Origin of the sequence: Azospirillum oryzae (assembly GCF_900177515.1) — a bacterium.
GTDB classification, from domain to species: Bacteria; Pseudomonadota; Alphaproteobacteria; order Azospirillales; family Azospirillaceae; genus Azospirillum; species Azospirillum oryzae_A.
Genome location: NZ_FXAK01000005.1, coordinates 384,668 through 406,768 on the forward strand (window position 1 = coordinate 384,668; position 22,101 = coordinate 406,768).

The 22,101-nt window shown below is 69.8% G+C and carries 16 protein-coding genes; 9 read left to right on the forward strand and 7 right to left on the reverse strand.

Going from position 1 to position 22,101, the window contains the following annotated elements; all coding sequences use genetic code 11:
• Window positions 1-21 precede the first annotated feature (21 nt).
• Window positions 22-420, forward strand: a complete 399-nt coding sequence (locus tag B9N97_RS10195; protein ID WP_085085954.1) for a response regulator — start codon at window positions 22-24, stop codon at window positions 418-420.
• Between the two features lie 12 nt (window positions 421-432).
• On the opposite strand, the gene B9N97_RS10200 is transcribed toward B9N97_RS10195, so the two are convergent.
• From B9N97_RS10200 to B9N97_RS10210, 3 genes are read right to left on the reverse strand one after another with little or no spacing between them, the layout of a single operon-like run.
• Window positions 433-1,131, reverse strand: coding sequence for a nitroreductase (locus B9N97_RS10200; RefSeq protein WP_085085956.1), 699 nt, complete (start codon window positions 1,129-1,131; stop codon window positions 433-435).
• Window positions 1,128-1,604 carry an OsmC family protein gene (locus B9N97_RS10205; protein ID WP_085085958.1) on the reverse strand — a complete coding sequence of 159 codons (477 nt, stop codon included), beginning with the start codon at window positions 1,602-1,604 and terminating at the stop codon, window positions 1,128-1,130. Before B9N97_RS10205 ends, B9N97_RS10200 begins: the two co-directional genes overlap by 4 nt.
• A 14-nt stretch (window positions 1,605-1,618) precedes the next feature.
• On the reverse strand, window positions 1,619-2,569 hold the full coding sequence (locus B9N97_RS10210; protein WP_244560646.1) for an AEC family transporter: 951 nt from the start codon (window positions 2,567-2,569) through the stop codon (window positions 1,619-1,621).
• A 174-nt stretch (window positions 2,570-2,743) separates the two neighbouring features.
• On the opposite strand from B9N97_RS10210, the gene B9N97_RS10215 reads away from it, so the two are divergent.
• The 7 genes from B9N97_RS10215 to B9N97_RS10245 all read left to right on the forward strand — a co-directional run bounded on the left by B9N97_RS10215 (window position 2,744) and on the right by B9N97_RS10245 (window position 12,288).
• Window positions 2,744-3,376 (forward strand): flavodoxin family protein, encoded by a 633-nt coding sequence (locus tag B9N97_RS10215; protein ID WP_244560647.1) that lies wholly within the window; start codon window positions 2,744-2,746, stop codon window positions 3,374-3,376.
• Between the two features lie 205 nt (window positions 3,377-3,581).
• Complete coding sequence (bcsA, locus tag B9N97_RS10220; protein WP_085085962.1) at window positions 3,582-5,867, forward strand: UDP-forming cellulose synthase catalytic subunit; 2,286 nt, start codon at window positions 3,582-3,584, stop codon at window positions 5,865-5,867.
• A 14-nt stretch (window positions 5,868-5,881) separates the two neighbouring features.
• Window positions 5,882-8,419, forward strand: coding sequence for a cellulose biosynthesis cyclic di-GMP-binding regulatory protein BcsB (locus tag B9N97_RS10225; protein ID WP_244560649.1), 2,538 nt, complete (start codon window positions 5,882-5,884; stop codon window positions 8,417-8,419).
• On the forward strand, window positions 8,416-9,462 hold the full coding sequence (locus tag B9N97_RS10230) for a glycosyl hydrolase family 8 (protein WP_085085966.1): 1,047 nt from the start codon (window positions 8,416-8,418) through the stop codon (window positions 9,460-9,462). The genes B9N97_RS10225 and B9N97_RS10230 overlap by 4 nt, the downstream gene beginning before the upstream one ends.
• The gene (locus B9N97_RS10235; RefSeq protein WP_085085968.1) at window positions 9,459-11,273 is read left to right on the forward strand and encodes a hypothetical protein; all 1,815 of its coding nucleotides are present in this window, start codon (window positions 9,459-9,461) and stop codon (window positions 11,271-11,273) included. The genes B9N97_RS10230 and B9N97_RS10235 overlap by 4 nt, the downstream gene beginning before the upstream one ends.
• Before the next feature lie 10 nt (window positions 11,274-11,283).
• On the forward strand, window positions 11,284-11,994 hold the full coding sequence (bcsN, locus tag B9N97_RS10240; RefSeq protein WP_244560650.1) for a cellulose biosynthesis protein BcsN: 711 nt from the start codon (window positions 11,284-11,286) through the stop codon (window positions 11,992-11,994).
• Between the two features lie 60 nt (window positions 11,995-12,054).
• Window positions 12,055-12,288 (forward strand): hypothetical protein, encoded by a 234-nt coding sequence (locus tag B9N97_RS10245; RefSeq protein ID WP_085085971.1) that lies wholly within the window; start codon window positions 12,055-12,057, stop codon window positions 12,286-12,288.
• 57 nt (window positions 12,289-12,345) lie between these two features.
• On the opposite strand, the gene B9N97_RS10250 is transcribed toward B9N97_RS10245, so the two are convergent.
• The 4 genes from B9N97_RS10250 to B9N97_RS10265 all read right to left on the reverse strand — a co-directional run bounded on the left by B9N97_RS10250 (window position 12,346) and on the right by B9N97_RS10265 (window position 21,217).
• On the reverse strand, window positions 12,346-15,843 hold the full coding sequence (locus B9N97_RS10250; RefSeq protein ID WP_085085973.1) for an indolepyruvate ferredoxin oxidoreductase family protein: 3,498 nt from the start codon (window positions 15,841-15,843) through the stop codon (window positions 12,346-12,348).
• Between the two features lie 163 nt (window positions 15,844-16,006).
• Window positions 16,007-17,644 carry a GMC family oxidoreductase gene (locus B9N97_RS10255; protein ID WP_085085975.1) on the reverse strand — a complete coding sequence of 546 codons (1,638 nt, stop codon included), beginning with the start codon at window positions 17,642-17,644 and terminating at the stop codon, window positions 16,007-16,009.
• Window positions 17,645-17,794: 150 nt separating this feature from the next.
• Window positions 17,795-18,676, reverse strand: a complete 882-nt coding sequence (locus tag B9N97_RS10260) for a DMT family transporter (RefSeq protein WP_085085977.1) — start codon at window positions 18,674-18,676, stop codon at window positions 17,795-17,797.
• Window positions 18,677-18,700: 24 nt separating this feature from the next.
• A complete protein-coding gene (locus B9N97_RS10265) occupies window positions 18,701-21,217 on the reverse strand; it encodes a cation:proton antiporter (protein WP_085085979.1) in 2,517 nt (838 codons plus the stop codon).
• A 240-nt stretch (window positions 21,218-21,457) separates the two neighbouring features.
• On the opposite strand from B9N97_RS10265, the gene B9N97_RS10270 reads away from it, so the two are divergent.
• Entirely contained in the window at window positions 21,458-22,069 is a 612-nt protein-coding gene (locus B9N97_RS10270) for an OmpA family protein (RefSeq protein WP_085085981.1), read from the forward strand.
• Window positions 22,070-22,101 lie beyond the last annotated feature (32 nt).

Here is a 22,101-nt window from a genome sequence, read left to right on the forward strand (position 1 = left end):
GCAAAAATTACAAGAAAAACAATGAAGATATTGATCATAGAAGACGAATTTCTGATCGCCGAGGGCGTGGCGCTGACGCTTCAGTCCGCCGGCCACGAGGTGACGGGGATCGCGGAGGATCTGCCCTCCGCCCTCGCCCTGGCCGGGAAGGAGACCCCCGACATGGCGTTCGTCGACATCAAGCTGGCCAACGGGTCGAACGGGCTGGACGTCGCCCGCGAACTGAAGGCGATGGGGATCCCGTGCGTCTTCGCAACCGGGAATCCGCCCAGCAAGGCCCAGGCCGGCGGCGTCGGGCTGGGCTATATCGCCAAGCCCTTCTCGCCGCGCGTCCTGGTGCAGACCGCCGCCTTCGTCTCCCGGCTGCTGTCGCCCTGCGCCCCGTCGGCGGCGGCGCCCAGCGGATTCGTCACCCTCTAAGAAGCGTCGGTTTCAGAAGCCGGTGAAGCGGGTGAACGCCTCAGCCGGTTCGCGCTCGGTCGGGAAGTTGTTCTCCGGCGCCGACCAGTCGGCGAAGCCCAGCGCCATGCCGCTGGCGATGATTTCCGTGTCGGGCAGCCCCAGATGGCGGGCGGTGATGGCGTGGCGGTAGCAGAAGGCCGCCTGCGGGCAGGTCTCCAGCCCGAAGCCGCGGGCGACGATCATGACATTCTGCATGAACATGCCGAGGTCGAGCCAGGCGCCCTTGCCCATGTCGCGGTCGATGGAGAAGAACAGCCCGACCGGCGCCCCGAAGAACAGCCAGTTGCGGCCGTGCTGACGCGCCATCCGTTCCCGGTCGCCCTTGCCGATGCCGATCGAGCCGTAGAGCGCCCATCCCACAGCCCGGCGACGGCCGAGATAGGGCTCCCGCCAGTTTTCCGGGTAATAGGGATATTCCGGCACCTCCGGCTCCCCCGCCTCATGGGCGGCCAGCAGTTCCGCCGACAGGGCGGCGCGCGCCTCCCCGGCGATGGCATGGACCTTCCAGGGCTGGATGTTGGAACCGCTCGGCGCGCGGGCGGCGAGGTCGAGGATGCGCAGCACCGTCTCGCGCTCCACCGGCGTCGGCAGGAAGGCGCGGATGCTGCGCCGCCCGGCGACGGCGTCCAGGACGGAGAGGGAAACGGAGAGGGGAGGGGCGCTGCTCATCCCTCGACCTCAACCGTCGGCTCGTGCCGGACCGGGAAGTTGACGGAACGGGCGATGAAGCATTTCTCCGCGGCGTCGTGGTGCAGCGCGAGCGCCTTTTCGGCGTCCGATCCCGGCGCCAGCGTCACCCGCGGCCGCAGAACGACGGTGGTGAACTGGCCGGCGCCGTCGGCTTCCTCCTCCATCACCCCCTCGGCCTCGTCGCTGTAGGCGGTGACGGTGATCCCGGCGGTGGCGCAGAGATGCAGGTACCAGAGCTGATGGCAGGAGGACAGGGCGCCGACCAGCATCTCCTCCGGGTTCCAGCGCGCCGGATCGCCGCGGAAGGCCGGGTCGGAGGTCGCGGGAATGGCAGGCTTGGTGCCGGCGGTCAGCTCGTGGTCGCGGCTGTAGGCCTTGTAGCCCGAGGTGCCGGTGCCGAGATTGCCGGTCCAGCTCAGCCGGACGGCATAGCGGTGTTGCCTGTGCGCCATGAACTTCCTCCCTCCTACTGCATCACGATCATCAGAAGCGCCGGCAGCCCGACGAAGGCCATGGCGGTGGAGCACAGGACCATGCCGGCCACATCCTCCGGCGAATTGCCGTAGCGCAACGCCCAGAGATAGTTGAAGACCGCCACCGGCATGGAGCTTTGCACCAGCACCACGCCGCGCGTGGTCCCGGTCAGCCCCATCGCCCAGGATACCAGCAGTCCCATGGCGAAGCCGACCGCCAGCCGGAAGGCCGACATCGACAGCGCCCGCACCGCCCCCGACAGCCGCAGCTTCGACAGCGCCACCCCCAGCGAGAACAGCATCAACGGCACGGCGCAATTGCCCAGCAGCGTGGTGGTGTTGCCGATCCACAGCGGCAGCGGCAGCCCGGCCAGCTGGATCGCCACCGCCAGCGCCACCGCGTAGATCGTCGGCGTGCGCGCCATCTGCCCCAAATCGAACCGCCCGGCGGCCAGCGCCGGCCCCAGCGTGAACTGGCCGACCGCCATCACCGCATAGAACAGGACGGCAAGGCTGAGGCCGTTCTCACCGAAGGCGAACAGGCAGACCGGCAGACCCAGGTTGCCGGCGTTGGGAAAGGCCATCGCCGGTATATAGACCCGCAGCGACAGTCCGCTCGCCAGCAGCACGGGCACCGACGCCAGCGCGGTCAGCGCCATGCAGGCGGTCGCCGCCAGCGCCATCTCCCCCATCACGTCGGCCGACAGGTGCAGCCGGGTCAGGGCAGAGAAGACTAGGCAGGGCGACGACACGTTGATCGCGAAGGTGGTGATGAAGGCGCTGTCGTAGGGAAGCTTTCGGCGGGTCCAGCCATAGCCCAGCGCCGCCACCAGGAAGACCGGGGCCAGCACCGCAAAGGCGTCGGACAGAAGGGCGAAGGCGGGCATGGAGGCTGTGCGGATCCCGTGCTGCAACCGGTGGGTGGACGAATTGTCAGCCACCATGGCGGCATTCCCGCGCCGCGTCATCCCCCCAAGCCCAAGCCACCGCGCAAGGCAGCCGCGCAAAGGATCAGTTTGCGCAGGATGGCCGGGGGCATTGGCGGTAGGCCGGGGTGCGATTGTTTGCCGATCCGGCGCCGCGGTCCAAGTCGCTGCGGAGCCAACCGGAAAAGGATCATGAACATGGCAACTGCGCCGCTTACCGTCATCGCCCTGAATTGTTCATTGAAGGCGTCGGACAAGCCGTCCTCGACCGATGTGCTGCTGGGGCAGGTGCTGTCCGAACTGGCCGGCCATGGTGTTTCCGCGGCCGGCGAGGTGGTGCGGGTCGCCGGGCTGAACATCAAGCCGGGCGTGACGTCCGACGAAGGGGAGGGGGACGACTGGCCGGCGCTGCGCCGCCGCATCCTGGACGCCGACATCCTGCTGCTCGGCACGCCGATCTGGTTGGGCCAGCCCTCCTCCGTCTGCAAGCGGGTGCTGGAGCGGATGGACGCCTTCCTGGGCGAGACCGACGACCAGGGGCGGATGGTGTCCTTCGGCAAGGTCGCCGCGGTCTGCGTCGTCGGCAACGAGGACGGCGCCCACCATGTCTGCGCCGAGCTGTTCCAGGCGCTGAACGACGTCGGCTTCACGCTCGCCGCGACCGCCGGCACCTATTGGGTCGGAGAGGCGATGCAGTCGACCGACTATCGCGAGTTGAAGGAGACGCCGAAGCCGGTCGCCACCACCAATGCCATGCTGGCGCGCAATGCCGCCCATCTCGCCGGCCTGCTGAAGGGCGCGCGTTATCCGGGGGCGCCGGGCTGAGGAGCCTCGCCACATCCCCGAGTCGCGGCGCTTCGATCGGGGCGCCGCCGGCCCCCGGCGACAGGGTTCCGCGGTCGAGGGCGCACCGGATCGCGAAGCATGGCTTTTGAGCAATCTTTATCACGAGTCAGTAACGATTTGTAACGAAGCTTGAGCGATAAGGGGGCACCCACTAAGGTGGAATGGCACAATTCCGCGGATCCGCATGACAACTTCGTCCGGCGCCAAGACCGTTGTTCGCCCTCTGAACAATAAGGCGCAGCAAGCCAAACGACAGTCGAGCCTGAAGAGTCGCCGGTTCTCGCTGCGGTCGGTTCTGCTCTGGATTCTGTTGTTGCTGTCGGCGGGTTTGTTTCTTGCGCTGGCGGCCCTGCCCGTCGGAAGATTTGCCAGCGCCGCGATTTCCGCCGGCGTGGTCGCCGCGGCCTTCGTGCTGGGGCGCTTCGCCCAGCGTTTCTGGCATGCCCGCACGCTGACCGTGCTGCTGCTGGCTTTCGTCACCTTCCGCTATTTCTTCTGGCGGCTGACCGGCACGATGCCGCCGGTGGACGATCTGGTGAACTTCATCCCCGGCGTGACCCTGTTCGCGGCCGAGGCGCTGTCCTTCGTTCTGTTCCTGACCTCGCTGTTCGTCATCATCGACCCCGTCGCCCGCGAACCGTCGGCCCCGACCGGAGATCCCGCCCTCTGGCCCAGCGTCGACGTCTACATCCCCTCCTACAACGAGGAGCCGGAACTGCTGGAGACGACGCTGGCCGCCGCGGTCTGCATCGACTACCCGCGCGACAAGCTGCACGTCTATCTGCTGGACGACGGCGGCACCGACCAGAAGCTGGCCCACAGCAACCCGGAGCAGGCCGCCGCAGCGAAGGCGCGGCGCGAGACTCTGCAGGCGCTGTGCGAGCGGCTGCAGGTCACCTACATGACCCGGCCGCGCAACGAGCATGCCAAGGCCGGCAACATCAACCACGCCTTCCACAAGACGTCGGGCGACCTGCTGCTGATCCTGGACGCCGACCATGTGCCGACGGTCGGCATCCTGAAGGCGACGGTGGGTTTCTTCCAGCAGGACCCCGGCCTGTTCCTGGTCCAGACGCCGCATTTCTTCGTCAATCCCGACCCGGTCGAATACAACCTCGGCACCTTCGAGCGGATGCCGAGCGAGAACGAGATGTTCTATTACTCGATCCAGCCGGGGCTCGACCGCTGGAACGGCTCCTTCTTCTGCGGGTCCGCCGCCATCCTGCGCCGCGCGGCGCTGGAGGAGGTCGGCGGTTTCAGCGGCGACACGGTGACGGAGGATTGCGAGACCGCGCTGGAGCTGCATTCGCGCGGCTGGCGCAGCGTCTATCTGCCGCGCCCGCTGATCGCCGGGCTGCAGCCGGAAACCTTCGACAGCTTCATCGCCCAGCGCTCGCGCTGGACCCAGGGCATGATCCAGCTGTTCCTGCTGAAGAACCCGCTCTTCAAGCGCGGCCTGACCATCTCGCAGCGGCTCTGCTACACCAGCACCATGCTTTACTGGTTCTTCTGGTTCTGGCGGCCGATCTTCCTGCTGTCGCCGCTGTGCTATGCCCTGTTCGGGCTGGAGATCTACCGCATCAACCTGCCGGACTTCGCCTGCTTCGTCCTGCCGCACGTCTTCGCCGCCGCCTTCCTGTCGCAGTTCCTGCACGGCCGGATGCGCTGGCCGCTGTTCTCGGAACTGTACGAGTACCTGCAGTCCTTCCACGTCTCCCGCGCGGCGCTGGCGACGATGATCCGGCCGCGCGACCCGGTGTTCAAGGTGACCGCCAAGGGCCAGTCGGTTGACGAGGACGGCTTCTCTCCGCTGGCCACCCCCTTCATCGTCACCACGCTGCTGCTGGCTGCCGGGCTGGCCGCCTGCGCCTGGCGCTATTCGATCTTCCCGGAACACCGCGCCGCCATCGTGCCGGTGGCGGTGTGGTGTTCCTTGAGCTTCCTGCTGGCGCTGGGTGGACTTGCCGTCGTCTATGAGCGCAAGCGGGTCCGCCGGCAGGAGCGTTTCACCGTCGACCGTCCGGCGGCGCTGAAGTTCGAGGACGGGACCAGCATCGACCTGACGGTCGCCGACGTGTCGGCCGGCGGCGTCGGGCTGATCGTCGATCCGAAATGGCGCGACCTGCTGGCCCAGCCCGACCGGACGCCGGTCCTGACCATCGCCGCGACGGAGACGGAGGCGGCGACCACCACCGGCGTGCGCATCTTCCGCATCGAGATGCGCGGCGGCGAACTGGCGGTCGGTGCCGGGTTCGCCCCGCGCGACCGCCAGGACATCGTGGAGATGGCGCGCTTCGTCTTCGGCAACAGCGTCGGCTGGGACATCTTCCTGGACCGCAAGCGCGTGGCCGCGCCGACCTTCTTCGGCGGGCTGCTGTTCTTCGCCACCCGGGTGGTGCCGCGGCTGGGGCATGTGCTGCTGGCCCTGCCCGGCGCGCTGCGCCGCATCCTGACCTTCCAGGCTCCGTAACGGCAATGGCGGGCATGCGCACTCATACCGGCCTCCGCCGGGCCTGCTGGACCGTGCTGACGCTGCTGTCCCTGTGGGCCGGCTGGGCGCAGCCGGCGTCGGCGGCGGACAAGCGGGTGATCCCGCTGTCGAACCTGCGCGACGACCAGCCGGAGGTCACTCTCAACGGCGAGACGGAGACGGTGGTCCTGCGCGCCGTCCTGCCGCCGGTGGTCGGGCTGACCTCCGCCGTGCTGGCGCTGACCTACGAGAACGGCATCGACATCCTGCCCGAGAAGGGGGCGATGTCGGTCTTCATCAACGGCTCGCCGGTGGCCGACCTGCCGCTCGCCGCCTTCCGGGGACCGGTCAACGCCTCCATCACCCTGCCGGGCAGCCTGATCCGCCCGGGCGAGAACCAGATCGTCTTCCAGACCAGTGCCCAGCACCGCGCCATCTGCACGGTCCGCGGCACCTACGACCTGTGGGCGCGGGTCAATCTGGCGGCGTCCTCGCTGACCCTGCTGTCGGACGGCGGCGTGCCGGAACCCGATCTCGCGATGATGCGCCAGCTGCTGGCTTCCGCCGACCGGGCGCGCGAACCGCTGGCGATCCTCTATCCCGGCAGCGAGATCGACGCCGACCATCTCGGCTGGGGCGCCATGGTGGCGCAGTCCTACGGCCTGCTGCTGGGCGACCGGACTCCGCGCGTGGTGGCGGTGCCGGTGCCGGCCAAACCCGCCGGCGGTGCGGCGCAGACGCTGGAAAGCCTGCCGCTGCCGGGCGGCAAGAACATCCTGATCGGCACCCGCGACCGCATCGCCCCGATTCTGGGGGAGGCGCGCGCCGCCGCCGTGACAGGCCCGTTCCTGGCGGTCTATCCCCTGCCGGCCGCAGGCGACGGGACCGGCGGCGGCTTCGTTGCCGTCGCCTCCGGCCGCACGCAGCAGGAGGTGGATCAGGCGGTGATGCGGCTGTCCGACGTCACCCGGCCGCTGCCGACCCAGACCGCCATGATCGTCGCCGACGCGACCGCGCCCGCCGCTCCGCCGCCCCCGCCGGTGCAGGCGGAGGGGCGCTACCGCCTGTCGGAACTGGGCTTCCAGACGGTGCAGCACAGCGGCTACCGCTACACGGGCCGCGTCGCACTGACGCTGCCGGCCGGCTTCGCCCCGGTCAGCGACCGCTCCATCCTGTTCCATGTCAACGGCGCCTTCGAAGGCAATCTCGGGCCGGGTGCGGTGCTGAACGTCCGGGTGAACGGCAAGTCGGCCGGCGCCATGGAAGTCGACAAGCGGTCCAGCGGCGTGATCGAGAATGGCGAGATGCCGCTGGCGATGGCGCTGTTCCGCCCCGGCCCCAACCTGATCGAGGTCGAAGCGGAACTGCCGCCGGCCGGCGGCACCGACTGCGTCTTCGCGGTGCGGCGCCCGACCTTCACCCTGCTGGACAGCTCCAGCATCGAGATCCCCGGCTTCGCCCGTCTGGTCACCCTGCCCAACCTGCGCGGTTTCGCCAGCACCGCCTACCCCTATGGCGGCATCGCCGGGGGCGAGCCGGCGCCGCCCTTCGACCTCGTGGTCGTCGGGCGCGACCCCGCCTGGTCCGGCGCCGCCTGGAGCCTGACCGCCAAGCTGGCGCAGCGGGCGGGCGACCTGATGGCGGTGGTGCCCTACACCGGCTGGGACGGCGCGCCGAACGACAATGCGCTGATCGTCGGCCCGGTCGCGGCGCTGCCGCAGGCGGTCTTCGCCACCGCGCCGCTTCCCGCCGACCGTCTGGCCGGACTGCTGGAGGCGGGATCGCTGATCGCCCAGGCCAAGGCGAGGGGCGAGCCGATGGCGGCGGCCGACCGCCGCGCCCTGGCCGACCGTCTGCGGTTGGGCTGGTCCGGCAACGCCGCCCGCGCCGGTGCGCCGCGGCCGGGTGCCGTGCAGCAGCCGCTGGGGCAGATGGCCATGGTGGGATCGGCGATGGCGGCGGACGGCGGAACGGCGAACCGCTGGCAGCGGATGGCCGGCGATGCCAAGGAACCGGCCGCCGGGAATGGCTGGGTGCCGGACTGGGCGCGGCGGATCATGGCCGGGGCGGCGCGGTATATCAACCACTGGGCGGTGGAGGATGCGCCGGTCGACGTCGTGGCGCTGACTGAGACCGCCGAGACGCTGCCGGAAGCGGCCCTGCTGCAATACCGGGCTCCCGGCAACGATCCGCTGACCTGGACCCTGCTGACCGCCTCGGACCCGCGCGCCGTCGACCGCGCCATGCGCAGCCTGGGCGAGGCCGGCCTGTGGGAGAAGCTGCGCGGCGGTGGGGCGCTGTGGAGCAGCGCGGCGCCGGCCGTCACCACGCTGGAGGCGTCGCGGCCCTATCAGATCATTCTCAATCCCTTTGACATCGGCAACCTGATCCTGATTCTGGCCCGCAACCTGTCGCAGCGGATCGAGGTTCTGTTCGCCCTGCTGCTGGGGACGGCGGTGGTGCTGACGGTCAGCATGCGCCTGCTGCTGAAGGGCGGGCACCATGAACGTAGTGGGGGCGAACGCAGTGGAGAGGACGTGAGCGGATCATGACGGTATCGCGGCGCGACCTGCTGATCGGATCGGCCGCCCTCGGGCTGGCGGCGGCCTTGCCGGGAAACCTGCGCGCGGCGCCCTTCGACGGGGCGGCGTGGCGCCGCTATGCCGAGCGCTTCCTGCTGCCGGAAGGGCGGATCGTCGACACCGGCAACAAGGGCATCAGCCATTCCGAAGGGCAGGGCTACGGCATGCTGCTGGCGGTGGCGGCGGGCGACCGCGCCGCCTTCGACCGGCTGTGGGGCTGGACCCAGCGCATGCTGATGGTGCGCGGCGACGGGCTGGCCGCCTGGCGCTGGACGCCCGACGGCGGGGTCACCGACCGCAACAACGCGTCGGATGGCGACATGCTGATCGCCTGGGCGCTGCTGCGCGCCGCCGAGGTCTGGCAGACGGAGGCCTACCGCACCGCCGCCGCCGGCATCGTCAAGGCGCTGGCCTCCGGCCTACTGGTGGAGCAGGCCGGGCTGACCGTCCTGCTGCCGGGACGCGACGGCTTCCGCAAGGGCGAGACGCTGGTGCTCAACCCCAGCTATTGGATCTTTCCGGCCATCCGCGCCTTCGCCGCCCTGCCCGGCGGCGAACGCTGGGGCAAGCTGTCTGATGCCGGGCTGGTGCTGCTGTCGAAGGCGCGCTTCGGCGGGTTCCAGCTGCCGCCGGACTGGATGACGCTGGATGCGGCCGGGACGGTGGGCATCGCCGACGGCTTCAAGAAACAGTACGGCTACGACGCCGTGCGGGTGCCGCTCTATCTGGCGTGGGACGGCTACCGCGATCCCTATTATTTCCGTCCCTTCGCCGATCTGGTCGCGAAGTTCGGCGGCACGGCGGTCCCCGCCACCGTCTCCCTGCCGGGCGGCACCACCACCCAGGTGGCGGCGTCGGTCGGCATGCTGGCGGTCTATCGGCTGGCCTGCCGCCTTGCCGGGGCCGGTGACGCGGTGACGGTGCCGCCGCTGGCACCCGACGAAGACTATTACTCCACCACCTTGGCCCACCTGTCCGCGCTGGCGGCGCAAAGCCTGGGGATCGATCCGTGACCCGTCCTGTCCTGCTTTCCGCCCTTCTTCTCGCCGGCATCGCCGCCACCGGTGCCGGAAACGGCGCCTGGGCGCAGTCGAGCGGCGGCGCCCGCGCGCTGGCCCCCGGCGTGAAGGTGGAGGTGGCGCCGGCACCCGGCAGCGGCTCCGCCCCCGCCGCCGGCAAGGTGGACGAGACGGCGCTGCGCTATTACGCCCGCATCGGCGACGGCGAGCGGCTTGAGGCGGAGATCGCCCGTCTGCGTGCGCTCGATCCGGGTTGGGAACCGCCGAAGGACCTGTTCGCGCCGCAGCCGACCACCCCCGGTGTCGACGAGACGCCGTTCTGGAACCTGCTGTCCGCCGGCAAGGTGGCGGAGGCGCGGGCGGCCATCGCCGAGCAGCGGCGCAAGTCGCCGTCCTGGCAGCCGTCCGACAAGCTTCTGCAGGAACTCGACACCGCCGAGAGCGCCGGCCGCATCCGCTCGGCCAGCGACACCAGGCGCTGGCAGGAGGTGGTCGATGCCGCCGCCGCCCATCCGGAGGCGGTGGCCTGCAACCGGCTGGACAACGCGTGGCGGCTGGCCGAGGCCTATGCCGAGCTGAAGCAGGCCGACCGCGCCTTCGACACCTACCGGACGATCGTCAGCACCTGCCCCAAGGCGAAGGAGCGGCGCGACACCATCTTCAAGGCGTCGCGCTATCTCAGCCCGGACCAGCTGCGCGAACTGACCGCGCTGGGCGCCACCGCCAACCCGGCGAAGGGGGAGGATTACTCCACCGTCCGCACCGCGGAAGCGGAGTTGGAGACCGGCCGGTTGCTGGAGCGTCTGGGCGCCGCCAGTTCAGGGGCGAAGCCCGGCGCCCTGTCGGCGGCCGACCTGTCGCGCATCCAGGGCATCGTCCGCGACAAGCAGGACGCCGACGGCGCCATCGCGCTCGGCTGGTATTTCCAGAAGCAGAAGAACTTCGCCGAAGCGCAGAGCTGGTTCTCGCAGGCCAACGGCTGGGCGCCGTCCGACAAGTCGGCGGAAGGGCTGGTGCTGGCCTACAACGGCCTGGGCGAGAAGGCGCAGGCCCGCGCCGCGGCAGCGCCCTGGAAGGGCAAGTCGAGCCGGATCGATCAGGCGCTGAAGGCGGTGGACCCACCGCGCGGGGCTGGCGGCGGGCGCAGCGGCCCGCAGGGGCCGAGCGAGCTTGACCGGGCGCTGGCCCGCCAGGACTTTGCCGAGTGCCTCAGCATCATCCGCAGCAGCATCGCCAAGAGCGGCCCGACCGCCGCCCTTCTGCAGCAGCGCGGCTGGTGCCTGCTGGAGATGAAACGCCCGTCGGAGGCCGAGGCCGCCTTCGCCGAGGCTCAGGCGATGGCCGCGCGCGAACCGGCGAAGGGCGGCCAATCCGCCGGAGCGGGTGGACGCACGCCGGCGGCGGCCGGCCTGCCGCAGAAGGCGACGGCGGCGCAGGAGAACGCCTATGGTCAGGCGGTGGCGCGGCTGGCCACCGGCGACACGGTCGGGCTGACCCGCGACCTGCCGCGCGCCAACATGACCCCGGCGCAGAAGGCGGAGATCCGCGCGTCGCTGATGGCGACGGAGGCGAACCGGGCGCTGGAGGACAAGCGTTACAACGACGTTCTGCGCCTGCTCGACGCCCGCAAGGAGCTGACGCCGGAGCCGCGGAACCTCGGGATCCTGCGCGGCTGGGCGCTCTACAACCTGATGCGCTTCGACGAGGCCTATGCCCAGTTCAAGTCCGTCGACGACCGGCTGAGCACCGAGGAATCGCGCGAAGGCGTCACCATCACCTGGAAGACCATTTACCATGACTGGTAAGGGAGCCCCGATGCCCGAGACTCCGATTTCCGGTTCTCCGATTTCCGGTACGGCCCGGATTGGCCGGCGACGCGCGGCGCTGTTGTCGGTTTTGGCGGCGACGACGCTGCTGACCTCCGGCTGTGCCGGCTGGGTCCGCGACAACCTGACCCAGTCGCCCACCCCCTGGCGGCGCGTGCAGCCGGCGGCGCTGCCGGTGACCCTGCCGGACAGCCGCGACTTCCCCATCGTCGCCGCCCGCATGCGCGACACCGGCGCCGTCTACAAATCCTACATCGTCGTGCTGGGCAATCCGACGGTCCTGCCGGGCGAGAACCGCCTGACCATCGACGTGCAGACCCTGCCTGACAGCCTGTTCGGCGCCCTGGTCCAGCCGCCGCGCGTTTTCCCGGTGCCGCTCTACACCATGGAAACGCTGCTGGCGACGACCAAGCGCGAGTTTCCGGAGATGACCGTCAAGGTCGCCGACGCCGCCCGCCGCAACCGCTACGGCGACTACGACTATGTCACCGCCCAGGACGGGGTGAACAGCTGCGTCCTGGCGTGGCAGCTGATCACCGACCACAAGCGGATGCTGCCGGAACGGATCGAGGCGGTGCGTCTGGAATACCGGGCCTGCGGCGTCGGCTCCAACATCCGCGCCATGCTCGCCCCCTTCGACGGGCTGTCGCTGACCCTGCCGGAAACGGTGCTGGAGGCGCAGGATCTGGGTGGGATGTAGGCGGGCAGGCCCGACTGCCTGTTCCGGCTCGGCCTGTGCCGGCTGGCGGCGAGCCGGTTGATGGCCGCGACGCTGGCGACCGCCGGGCGTCTGGTGGACCGGGAGGTGCTGGATGAGGCCATCGAAGCCTTCGGCCGTGCCGCCGACGGGGGCCATGGCGATGCCGGCAGGAATCTGTTCGGCACGGCTGTCGTGGCGATCCAGACCGGGGTGATGGCGGACGCGACGCTGGACCGGGTCGCCGCCGCCGCCCGTTCCCGGCTGATGGCGGAGCCGCGGGACAGCATGGCCTGATCCGCTTCGACTTCGAAGCCTTTCCCTTCCTGCACTTCCTGGAGAAATGAGGCCGCCTCACGCCGCCTGTGCCGGGCGTTCGCGCATCCGCTGTTCCAGCGCCCGCCAGCGCGGCTCGACCGCTTCGAGCGCGCGGTGCTTGACCGGGCCGAAACCGCGGATCTCCTGCGGCAGTGCCGCCAGCTCCACCGCGGTGGCGAGGCGATCGGCCGACAGCCGCTCGGCGATCTCCGCCACGGTCGCCTCGTAGCGGGCGATCAGGGCACGCTCCATCTTCCGTTCCGCCGTGTAGCCGAACGGATCGAGCGCGGTGCCGCGCAGCTTTTTCATCGCCGCCAGCCCGCGGAACACCGGCAGGATCCAGGCGCCCAGCGCCATCTTGCGCGGCTCGCCATAGCCATTGGTGTCGCGCGACAGCAGCGGCGGAGCGAGGTGGAAGACCGGCTTCCAGTCGCCCTCGAACCGCTCCTCCAGGCTTTTGGCAAAGGCCGGATCGCTGTGCAGGCGGGCCACCTCATACTCGTCCTTGTAGGCCATCAGCTTGAAGGCGCTGCGCGCCACCGCCTCCGCCAGTACGGTCGAACCGGGGGCGACGCGGGCCTCCGCCTGCCGCGCCCGCTCCACCAGCGCGCGGTAACGGTCGGCATAGGCGCGGTCCTGATAGTCGGTAAGGAAGGCGGCCCGGCGCTCGACGATGGTGGCGAGGTCGGTTGCCGGCGCCTCCTCCTCCGCGCCCAGGGTCGCCAGCAGCTCCGGCCGGTGCGCGGCGAGGCGGCCGAAGGCGAAGGCGCGCAGGTTGGCGGGGACGCCGGTGCCGTTCAGTTCGATGGCGCGGGTCAGCGCCTCCAGCCCGACCGGCAGCAGCCCCTTCTGGAAGGCGACGCCCATCAGGAAGACGTTGGCGAGGATGCTGTCGCCGAATAGGGCGGTGACCACCCGGTTGGCGTCCACCACCTCCACCCGGTCGGGCCCGGCGGCGCGGCGCAAGCTGCGCAGCAGCCCGCCGGCATCGGGAAGCTTGGTTCCGTCGCGGGTGAAGGCGCCGGTCGGGGCGACATGGGCGTTCGCCACCACCCGCGTCCGGCCCAGGCGCACCGTCTTCAGCGCGTCGGGAGAGGCGGCGACCACCGTGTCGCAGGCCAGAACCAGCTGCGCCTGCTTCGGATCGATCCGCGCCTGATTGAGCCGCGCCGCGTCGCCGGCCACCCGAAGGTAGCTGTAGACGGCGCCGCCCTTCTGCGCGAAGCCCATGAAGTCGAGCGCGGAGGACGCCTTGCCCTCCAGATGGGCGGCCATCGCCAGCACGGCGCCGACGGTGACGACGCCGGTGCCGCCGACGCCCACAATCAAAATCTCGGCCAGGATCTCGGCCGGATCCTCGGCTGCGGAATAATGCGGCAGCGGAAGGGCGGCCAGATCGTCGGCGAAGCGGGCGGCGACCTTGTCCGGGTTCGGCTTGCGCAAGGTTCCGCCCATCACCGAGACGAAGCTGGGGCAGAAGCCGTCGGCGCAGGAATAATCCTTGTTGCAGCTGGACTGGTCGATCTGCCGCTTCACCCCGAATTCGGTCTGCTTGGGCTGCACCGACAGGCAGTTCGACTTCTTGCCGCAATCGCCGCAGCCTTCGCAGACCAGATCGTTGATGACCATGCGGCGGGCCGGGTCGGCCATGGTGCCGCGCTTGCGCCGGCGGCGTTTCTCGGCGGCGCAGGTCTGTTCATAGACGATGGCGGTGACGCCCGGAATTTCGCGCATCTCGCGCTGGACGGCGTCCAACTCCTCGCGGTGATGCACGGTGGTGAAGGGGGCGAGACCGCTGCGGCTGTCGTACTGTTCCGGCGCGTCGCTGACCACGGCGATGCGGGTGATGCCCTCCGCCGCCAGTTGGCGGGTGATGGCGTCGACGGAGATCGGGCCGTCCACCGGCTGGCCGCCGGTCATGGCCACGGCGTCGTTGAACAGGATCTTGTAGGTGATGTTGACCTTGGCGGCCACCGCCTGCCGGATCGCCAGCAGGCCGGAATGGAAATAGGTGCCCTCGCCCAGATTCTGGAAGATGTGCGGGCGGTTGCTGTAGCGCGACTGCCCGATCCAGCTGACGCCCTCGCCGCCCATCTGGCTGAGGCCGACCGTGTCGCGGTCCATCCACGACGCCATGAAATGGCAGCCGATGCCCGCCATCGCCTTGCTGCCCTCCGGCACCTTGGTCGAGCTGTTGTGCGGGCAGCCGGAGCAGAAATAGGGGGTGCGGGGCAGGGCAGGGGCGGCGGGGGCTTCGCCCGGCAGCAGGTCGGCGAGACGGGCCGAGAAGTCCCGTTGGGGCAAGCGGTGGCGGATGCGCTCCACCAGCGCCTTGGCGACGATCCAGGGGCGAAGCTCGCCGGTGGCGGGCAGAAGAGAGGCGCCGAACTCGTCGGTCTTGCCGACCACGGCGCGCGGGCGCTCGCCGGCCGGCAGGTGGAACAGCAGGTCCTTCAGCTGGCCCTCGACGACGGGGGCCTTTTCCTCGACCACCAGAATTTCTTCCGCGCCACGGGCGACGGAAAGGGCGAAGTCGGGCTCCAGCGGCCAGGACAGGCCTATCTTGTGGACCGACAGCCCGATCTCCGCCGCCTCGACCGGGCCGATGCCCAGCACACGCAGCGCCTCCATCAGGTCGAGATGCGCCTTGCCGGTCGTGACGATGCGCAGCCACCCGCCCTTACCCAACACAGTCCGGTCGATGCAGTTGACGCGGGCGAAGGCCTTCACCGCCGCGACCTTGGCGGCCAGCCGCTCCTCGATGGCGAGGCTGGGCAGGTCGGGCCAGCGGTAATGCAAGCCCCCCGGCGGCGGTTCGAACTCCACCGGCAAAAAGCCGCGGTCCAGCGACGGCAGCCGTACCGTGGCGGAGCTTTCCACCGATTCAGAGATCGCCTTGAACCCGACCCAGGCGCCGGAAAAACGCGACAGGGCATAGCCGTAGAGCCCGAAATCGAGGAATTCGCGCACGCCCGACGGGTTCAGCACCGGCATCGACCACGCGATCATCGCAAGATCGCTCTGGTGCGGCATGCTGGAGGACACACAGCCATGGTCGTCGCCGGCCACCGCCAGTACGCCGCCGCGCGGCGAGCTGCCATAGGCGTTGGCATGCTTCAGCACGTCGCCGGAGCGGTCCACCCCCGGCCCCTTGCCGTACCACATGCCGAACACGCCATCGACGGTGCCCTCGCCCGACGATTCGACCTGCTGGGTCCCCATCACGGCGGTGGCGCCCAAATCCTCGTTCACGCCGGGGACGAAGCTGATGGCGTTGGCGTCGAGATGCTTGCGGGCCTGCCACAGCGCCTGATCCAGCCCGCCCAGCGGCGACCCGCGATAGCCGCTGACGAAGCCGGCGGTGTTCAGCCCGGCCCGCCGGTCGCTTTCCGCCTGGAGCAGCAGCAGCCTGACCAGCGCCTGGGTGCCGGACAGATACACCTGGCCCTCCGCGCGGGCATAGCGGTCGTCCAGGCGATAGCTGTCATCGATCGCCGGCTGTTCCGCCCGCAGGCCCTTCGGCATGCCGTCCATCTCTCGTCCCCTCGGATTCTATCGTTGGGGACAAGTCTGCGCCTTTCGCAGGCAAATGATTTTGCGGGTTGGCCGTGGATCGGGGGTGATCGGAAAATCCCATTGCTGATTGTTAGGTCACAGAGCGAAATTTTTGCGCCGTCGGCCGTGCTTTCCGACGGGGCTACCCTTTCAGGGCCGCGCGGCGGTCGGCCCGCATCAGGGCGGCGCCGCGTTCGGCGATCATCACCGTCGGCGTGTTGGTGTTGCCGGAGGTCAGCGTCGGCATCACCGAGGCGTCGATCACCCGCAAGCCGCGCACGCCGCGCACCCGCATCTCCGCATCGGTGACGGCGGTGGCGTCGTCCTTGCCGCCCATCCGGCAGGTGCCGACGGGGTGGAAGATGGTGGTGCCGATGTCGCCGGCGGCATTCACCAGCTCCTCTTCGGTCTGGAAGCCGGGGCCGGGCTTGTATTCCTGCGGGTGGTAGGGAGCGAGCGCCGGCTGAGCCACGATCCGCCGGGTCAGCGCCAGCGCCTTCGCCGCCTTGGCGCGGTCGGCCGGATCGGACAGGTAGCAGGGGGCGATGGCCGGATTCTCGCGGTGGTCGGCGCTGGTGATGCGGGTCCAGCCGCGCGACGCCGGGCGCAGGTCGCAGACGCTGGCGGTGAAGGCCGGGAATGCATGCAGCGGATCGCCGAACTTCTCCAGCGACAGCGGCTGCACATGGTATTCCAGGTCGGCGGTCGCGACCTCCGGCGACGATTTGGCGAAGACGCCGAGCTGGCTGGGCGCCATGGTCAGCGGCCCTTTGCGGAACAGCGCGTATTCCAGCCCCATCATCGCCTTGCCGAACAGGCTGCCCGCCCGCTTGTTCAGCGTGACGATGCCGTCGACCTTGTAGATCATGCGCAGCTGCAGATGGTCCTGCAGGTTGGCGCCGACATCCGGCGCGTCCAGCACCACCGGAATGCCGAGCTTCTTCAGATGCTCCGCCGGGCCGATGCCGGAGCGCTGGAGGATCGCCGGGCTGCCGATGGCGCCTGCCGCCAGCACCGTCTCGATCTTCGAGGTCGCCCGCGCCGGCTCCCCCTTCACGGTGAAGCGGATGCCGGTGACGCGCCCGTCGGCGATCTCCACCCTGTCGATGGCCGCCTCGATGGCGAGCTTCAGGTTCGGGCGGTCGAGCGCGGGGCGCAGGAAGGCCTTGGCCGCGCTCCAGCGGATGCCGCCCTTCTGGTTCACCTCGAAACTGCCGACGCCGAGATTGTCGCCGCGGTTGAAGTCGTCGTTGCGCGGGATGCCGGCCTGCTGCGCCGCCTCGGCGAAGCGGTCGAGCAGGTCCCAGCGCAGCCGCTGCCGCTCCACCCGCCATTCGCCGCCGGCGCCATGCATCTCGTCGGCGCCGCGCCAGTAATCCTCGCTGCCCTTGAAGACCGGCAGCACCTCCTTCCAGCTCCAGCGGCTGTCGCCGGTGATGGCAGCCCATTCATCGTAATCACGAGCCTGTCCGCGCATGGCGATCATGCCGTTGATCGACGAACAGCCGCCCAGCACCTTGCCGCGGGCGTAATGGATGCTGCGGCCGTTCAGCCCCGGCTCGGACTCCGTCTTGAAGCACCAGTCGGTGCGCGGGTTGCCGATGCAGAACAGATAGCCGGCGGGGATGTGCAGCCAGACCCAGCTGTCCTTGCCGCCGGCCTCCAGCAGCAGGACCGAGACGTCCGGATCAGCCGACAGCCGGTTGGCCAGCACGCAGCCGGCCGTGCCGCCGCCCGCGATGATGTAATCGAAGCTGCCGAAGTCCAACACGTCCGCCATCGCGTCCCTCCCGTGGGGATTATTGATTTGTCGGACATATTAGATTGCTGAGCGAGCGAACGATCCAGCGAAATTTCGCCGCAGCGGCGGCGGCCGGGGGGCGCCGGGGGGCGCCGGGGGGCGCCCTGCGGCTCCCCCCGGTCCGTTCGCCTATTTCCGGTTGACCAGCGCCACGCCGCAGACCGCCACCGCCATGCCCATCAGCGCCACGATCCCCAGCTTCTCGCCGAACAGGATCCAGGCGATCAGCGTGGTGACCGGCGGGGTCAGGTAGAACAGGCTGGCGACCTTGGCCGCCGCACCGCGGCGGATCAGGGCGAACAGCAGGAAGATGGCGCCGACCGACAGCACGAAGCACAGCCACAGCAGGGCAAAGACGAACTCCCCCGTCCACTGCACCTGCATCGTCTCAGTCAGCGGCGCGGCGATTGCCAGGGCCAGCGCGGTGGCGCCGTACTGGATGGCGGTGCCGCTGCGCAGATCCATGCCGCCGCCATGGCGCTTCTGGTAGAGCGTGCCCAGCGTGATGCCGACCAGCGCCACCAGGGCATAGGCGAACGGGACCAGATGCGCCGCGTCGATCGACAGCTTCTCCCGCACCACCAGCCCGACGCCGGCAAGGCCCAGCAGCAGCCCGACCCATTGCCGGCCGGTCACCCGTTCGCCCAGCAGCGGGCCGGACAGGGCGGCGGTCAGCAGCGGCTGGATGCCGACCACCAGCGCGGTCACGCCCGCCGGCAGTCCCTGCGAGATGGCGATGAAGATGCCGCTGAGATAGACGCCATGGACCAGCAGCCCGGCCAGCGCGATCCGCCCGGCGGTCGCCCAGTCCCTGGGCCAGGGCGCCCGGCTGACCAGCGCCACCAGCGCCAGCACCACGGCGACCAGCCCCAGCCGGATCAGCAGGAAGGTCAGCGGCTCCACATATGGCAGCCCGTATTTCGCGCCGATGAAGCCTGTGCTCCACAGCAGCACGAAAAGGCCCGGCATCAGGCGCAGCCAGGGCTGGCCGCCCGTCGCGGTCCCGCTCATCTTTGAATCCCTTCCCCGATCCGGTCAGCTCACCGCCGGGACGGCCGGCGACGACTGGGTCGGCTGGCGGCGCGCCTCGGCGACCGCCTGGATGTGGGACTGCAAATCCGCGTCCTTCTGTACCAGCCGGCGGAAATCCTTCTCATCCAACACCAGCAATTGGCAATAGCCCAGCGCCCGCACGTCTGCATTGCGCCGCTGGCGGGACAAGAGCGCCATTTCGCCGAAGAAGTCGCCGGTGCCCAGCTTCACCGGCTCCGCCAGCATCGGCACCAGCACCTCGACGGCGCCCGACGCGATGAAGAACATGGCGTCGCCGCGGTCGCCCTTGCGCACGATGGTCTCGCCCGGCAGCGCCAGCTGGGCGCGCAGCAGCGTGGCGATGGTCGCCACCCGCTCCGACGGCAGGCCGGCGAACAGCGGCACCCGGCGCACCAGCTCCGCCACGTCGAATCGCACATCCAGCTTCGGCAAGCGTTCCAGCACGCGGCGGCGCTGTTCCAGATCGCGTTCCAGGTCGGTCAGAACCTCCTGGCTGATGATCGATTCGGCGTGCATGGCGCGGTATTCGGCATGCTCCAGCCGCAGGGCGGCGCGGCCGACGTAGCGGCTCTGCAGCACCACCGCATAATCGGGATATTGCAGCTTCAGGGCCGACAGCGCCTGTTCGACGATGCCGAGCCGGCCGACCAGCATGCCCTCCAGCTCGAACGCCACCTCCTGGCCCAGCACACGGGCCAGACGGTCGCGGGTGAAGGCCAGCAGTTCGCGCAGCACGGTGCGCACGGCCACCAGAACCTCGAACCGCATCGACAGGCGGCGGGCCAGCGGCCGGTGGATGCCGAAGCGCCGCTGCAGCCAGCTGGCCGTCCGCATCCAGGGCGAGAAGGCGATGAAGGGCTCCTCGAAGGCGCGGTAGCCGTTGCGGCCCTGGCTCTTCACCGCGTCGAGCAGCCGGCCGCTGCGCCCCGCCAGCATCTCCATCACCGCGCGCGACACCACCCCTTCGGAGAAGTGGGCGTAATAGAGTTCCTCCTCGCGGTTCACCAGGATGACGAGGCCGATGGTGACGCGGTCCTCGCCGGTCAACTGGGCCTCCTCCTGGCGCTCCTGGTCGATCTTCTTCCGCCGCTCCTCATAGCGGGCGACCATCACGTCCTTGACGACGCCGTCGACCTCGTAGGTCTCGGCCACCGCGGCGACGCGGTCGCGGATGCTGTCGGTGGACAGCGCCAGCGCCCGGTTGCGCATGGCGTGCTCCACCGGAGTCAGCTCGTCCAGCTTCAGCAGGCGGATCAGCCAGCGCAGGGTGGTGCCGTTGATGAACAGCGTGACGAAGACGAAGCCGGTGACCATCACCGCGATGAAGCTCTGCACCCGGTCGTGCACGCGGAAATTCTCGGTCACCGCCAGGGCCAGCGTCAGCGACACCGCGCCGCGCAGGCCACCCCACAGCATCACCGACTTGTAGGAATTGCTGACCTTCTGCGCCAGACCGGCCCAGGACAGGATCGGCAGCAGCCCGAACAGCACGACCGCGCGCGCGGCGAAGGCGGCCAGCACCACAACCAGCACCAGCCCGACCTCCGCCCAGCCGGCATCGGCCATCAGGCGCGGCACCAGGATGGCGGTCAGCAGGAAGATCATGGAGTTGGCCCAGAAGCCCAGCTGCTGCCAGACATGCTCCATGGCGCCCCAGGTGGCGGGGGAGATGCGGGTCCGCCCGACCGAACCGATGACCAGCGCCGCCGCCACCACCGCCACAACGCCGGACGCGCCGACATAATGTTCGGCCAGCACATAGGACAGATAGGCCAGCGCCACCGTCAGCGTGATCTCCGCCATCGGCTGGTTGCGCACCGGCTCCACCAGCATGCAGACGATGCGGCCGCAGACATAGCCGGTGACGACGCCGCCGGAGAAATCGCGCAGGAAGTCCAGCGCCGCTGCCCCGGCGCCGCCGGTGGCCTTGCGCGTCAGCATGTCGAGCAGCAGCGTGAACAGCGCGATGGCCGCGGCGTCGTTCAGCAGGCTTTCGCCCTCAACCAGCGTGGTCAGCCGGCGCGGCGCGCCAAGGTCGCGGAAGATGCCGATGACCGCCGCCGGGTCGGTGGAGGCGACGATGGACCCCAGCAGCAGGCAGGCGACCAGCCCCAGCGAGGTGAACAGGCTGACCGCGTAGCCGACGGCGAAGGTGCAGACGAACACCGCCACCACCGCCATCAGCAGGATCGGCCCCAGATCGTCGAACAGCCGGCGCACGTCGACCGCCAGAGCGGTTTCGAACAGCAGGATCGGCAGGAAGATGTGCAGCAGCACGTCGGATGAGACGTCCAGATCCGCCAGCGAGGCGAGGAAATCGTGGAACGGCCCCTTGCCCGGCATGCCGGCGAAGGTCTGGATCACTGCGCCCAGCGCCACACCGACGCCGGCCAGCAGCACCGTGTAGGGCATCTGGAACCGGGCGGCCAGCGGCGGCAGGAAACTGACGAGGGCGAGAAGCCCGGCAACGCCCAGGACTTGAATGACGATGTCGTGCATGTTTCCACGGAACGGCTGCGGCGTGGGCTGCACGGTATCGCCGCACTGTGGCGGTAGCAAGACCGGGAACCGTCCGGTCCTGCGGCAAAAATGGTCCGCAGCGATGTGCGCGCCGCTGCCCTGAGGCCGGGCTGAATCGAAGTGGCTGCCTGCAACCCTGCGGGCCGGCGCTGGCGGCGGGACACGCATTTGGCTAGGATGGCCGAAGTTTGGTCCTGATAGGAACGCGGGGGTGCGGGAATGGATGCGGTCGGGATGTTGCGGCCGGCGCTGGCCGGCCTGGGTCTGCTGCTGTCGGTGAGCGGTTCGGCGCTGGCCACCGATCCGGCTGCCGCACCGACCACGTCGGAGGATTTCATCCGCGCGCTGAAGCCGGACCGGCCGCAGGGCGACGAGAGGCCGCGGACCCGCGGCCTGGCGCTGGGAACCGGCGACACCACCGCTGCGCCCGCTCCCACTCCGGCACCGGCGCCGTCCTACGGCACTCCCGCCCCCCAGCCAAAGGCGGCGCCGCGCATCAGCTTCCAGGTGGAGTTCGCCTTCAATTCGGCGGAACTGACGCCGAAGGCGACCGGCATCCTGAACGAGCTGGGCCGCGCCCTGACCTCGCCGGATCTCGCCGCCTACCGCTTCCAGCTGACCGGCCACACCGACGGCGTCGGCAATCCCAGCTACAACCTCGCCCTGTCGACGCGGCGTGCCGTCTCGGTGCGCGATTACCTGACCAGGACCTTCGGCGTGTCGTCGGACCGGCTGGTCGCCGTCGGCCGCGGTTCGCAGCAGCTTCTCGACCCGGCGAACCCGGCCAGCGACGTCAACCGGCGGGTGGAGATCGTCAATCTGGGCTCCTGACCGGGTGGGGCCGGAGAGTAGGGCGGGCGGAG

Bases quoted from the DNA above. Each gene is read 5' to 3' on its own strand.
- bcsN (WP_244560650.1), top strand. From the start codon at position 11,284: ATGCCCGAGACTCCGATTTCCGGTTCTCCGATTTCCGGTACGGCCCGG.
- B9N97_RS10205 (WP_085085958.1), bottom strand. From the start codon at position 1,604: ATGGCGCACAGGCAACACCGCTATGCCGTCCGGCTGAGCTGGACCGGC.
- B9N97_RS10265 (WP_085085979.1), bottom strand. From the start codon at position 21,217: ATGCACGACATCGTCATTCAAGTCCTGGGCGTTGCCGGGCTTCTCGCC.
- B9N97_RS10210 (WP_244560646.1), bottom strand. From the start codon at position 2,569: ATGGTGGCTGACAATTCGTCCACCCACCGGTTGCAGCACGGGATCCGC.
- bcsA (WP_085085962.1), top strand. From the start codon at position 3,582: ATGACAACTTCGTCCGGCGCCAAGACCGTTGTTCGCCCTCTGAACAAT.
- B9N97_RS10255 (WP_085085975.1), bottom strand. From the start codon at position 17,644: ATGGCGGACGTGTTGGACTTCGGCAGCTTCGATTACATCATCGCGGGC.
- B9N97_RS10225 (WP_244560649.1), top strand. From the start codon at position 5,882: ATGCGCACTCATACCGGCCTCCGCCGGGCCTGCTGGACCGTGCTGACG.
- B9N97_RS10245 (WP_085085971.1), top strand. From the start codon at position 12,055: ATGGCCGCGACGCTGGCGACCGCCGGGCGTCTGGTGGACCGGGAGGTG.
- B9N97_RS10230 (WP_085085966.1), top strand. From the start codon at position 8,416: ATGACGGTATCGCGGCGCGACCTGCTGATCGGATCGGCCGCCCTCGGG.
- B9N97_RS10195 (WP_085085954.1), top strand. From the start codon at position 22: ATGAAGATATTGATCATAGAAGACGAATTTCTGATCGCCGAGGGCGTG.
- B9N97_RS10215 (WP_244560647.1), top strand. From the start codon at position 2,744: ATGAACATGGCAACTGCGCCGCTTACCGTCATCGCCCTGAATTGTTCA.
- B9N97_RS10270 (WP_085085981.1), top strand. From the start codon at position 21,458: ATGGATGCGGTCGGGATGTTGCGGCCGGCGCTGGCCGGCCTGGGTCTG.
- B9N97_RS10260 (WP_085085977.1), bottom strand. From the start codon at position 18,676: ATGAGCGGGACCGCGACGGGCGGCCAGCCCTGGCTGCGCCTGATGCCG.
- B9N97_RS10200 (WP_085085956.1), bottom strand. From the start codon at position 1,131: ATGAGCAGCGCCCCTCCCCTCTCCGTTTCCCTCTCCGTCCTGGACGCC.
- B9N97_RS10250 (WP_085085973.1), bottom strand. From the start codon at position 15,843: ATGGACGGCATGCCGAAGGGCCTGCGGGCGGAACAGCCGGCGATCGAT.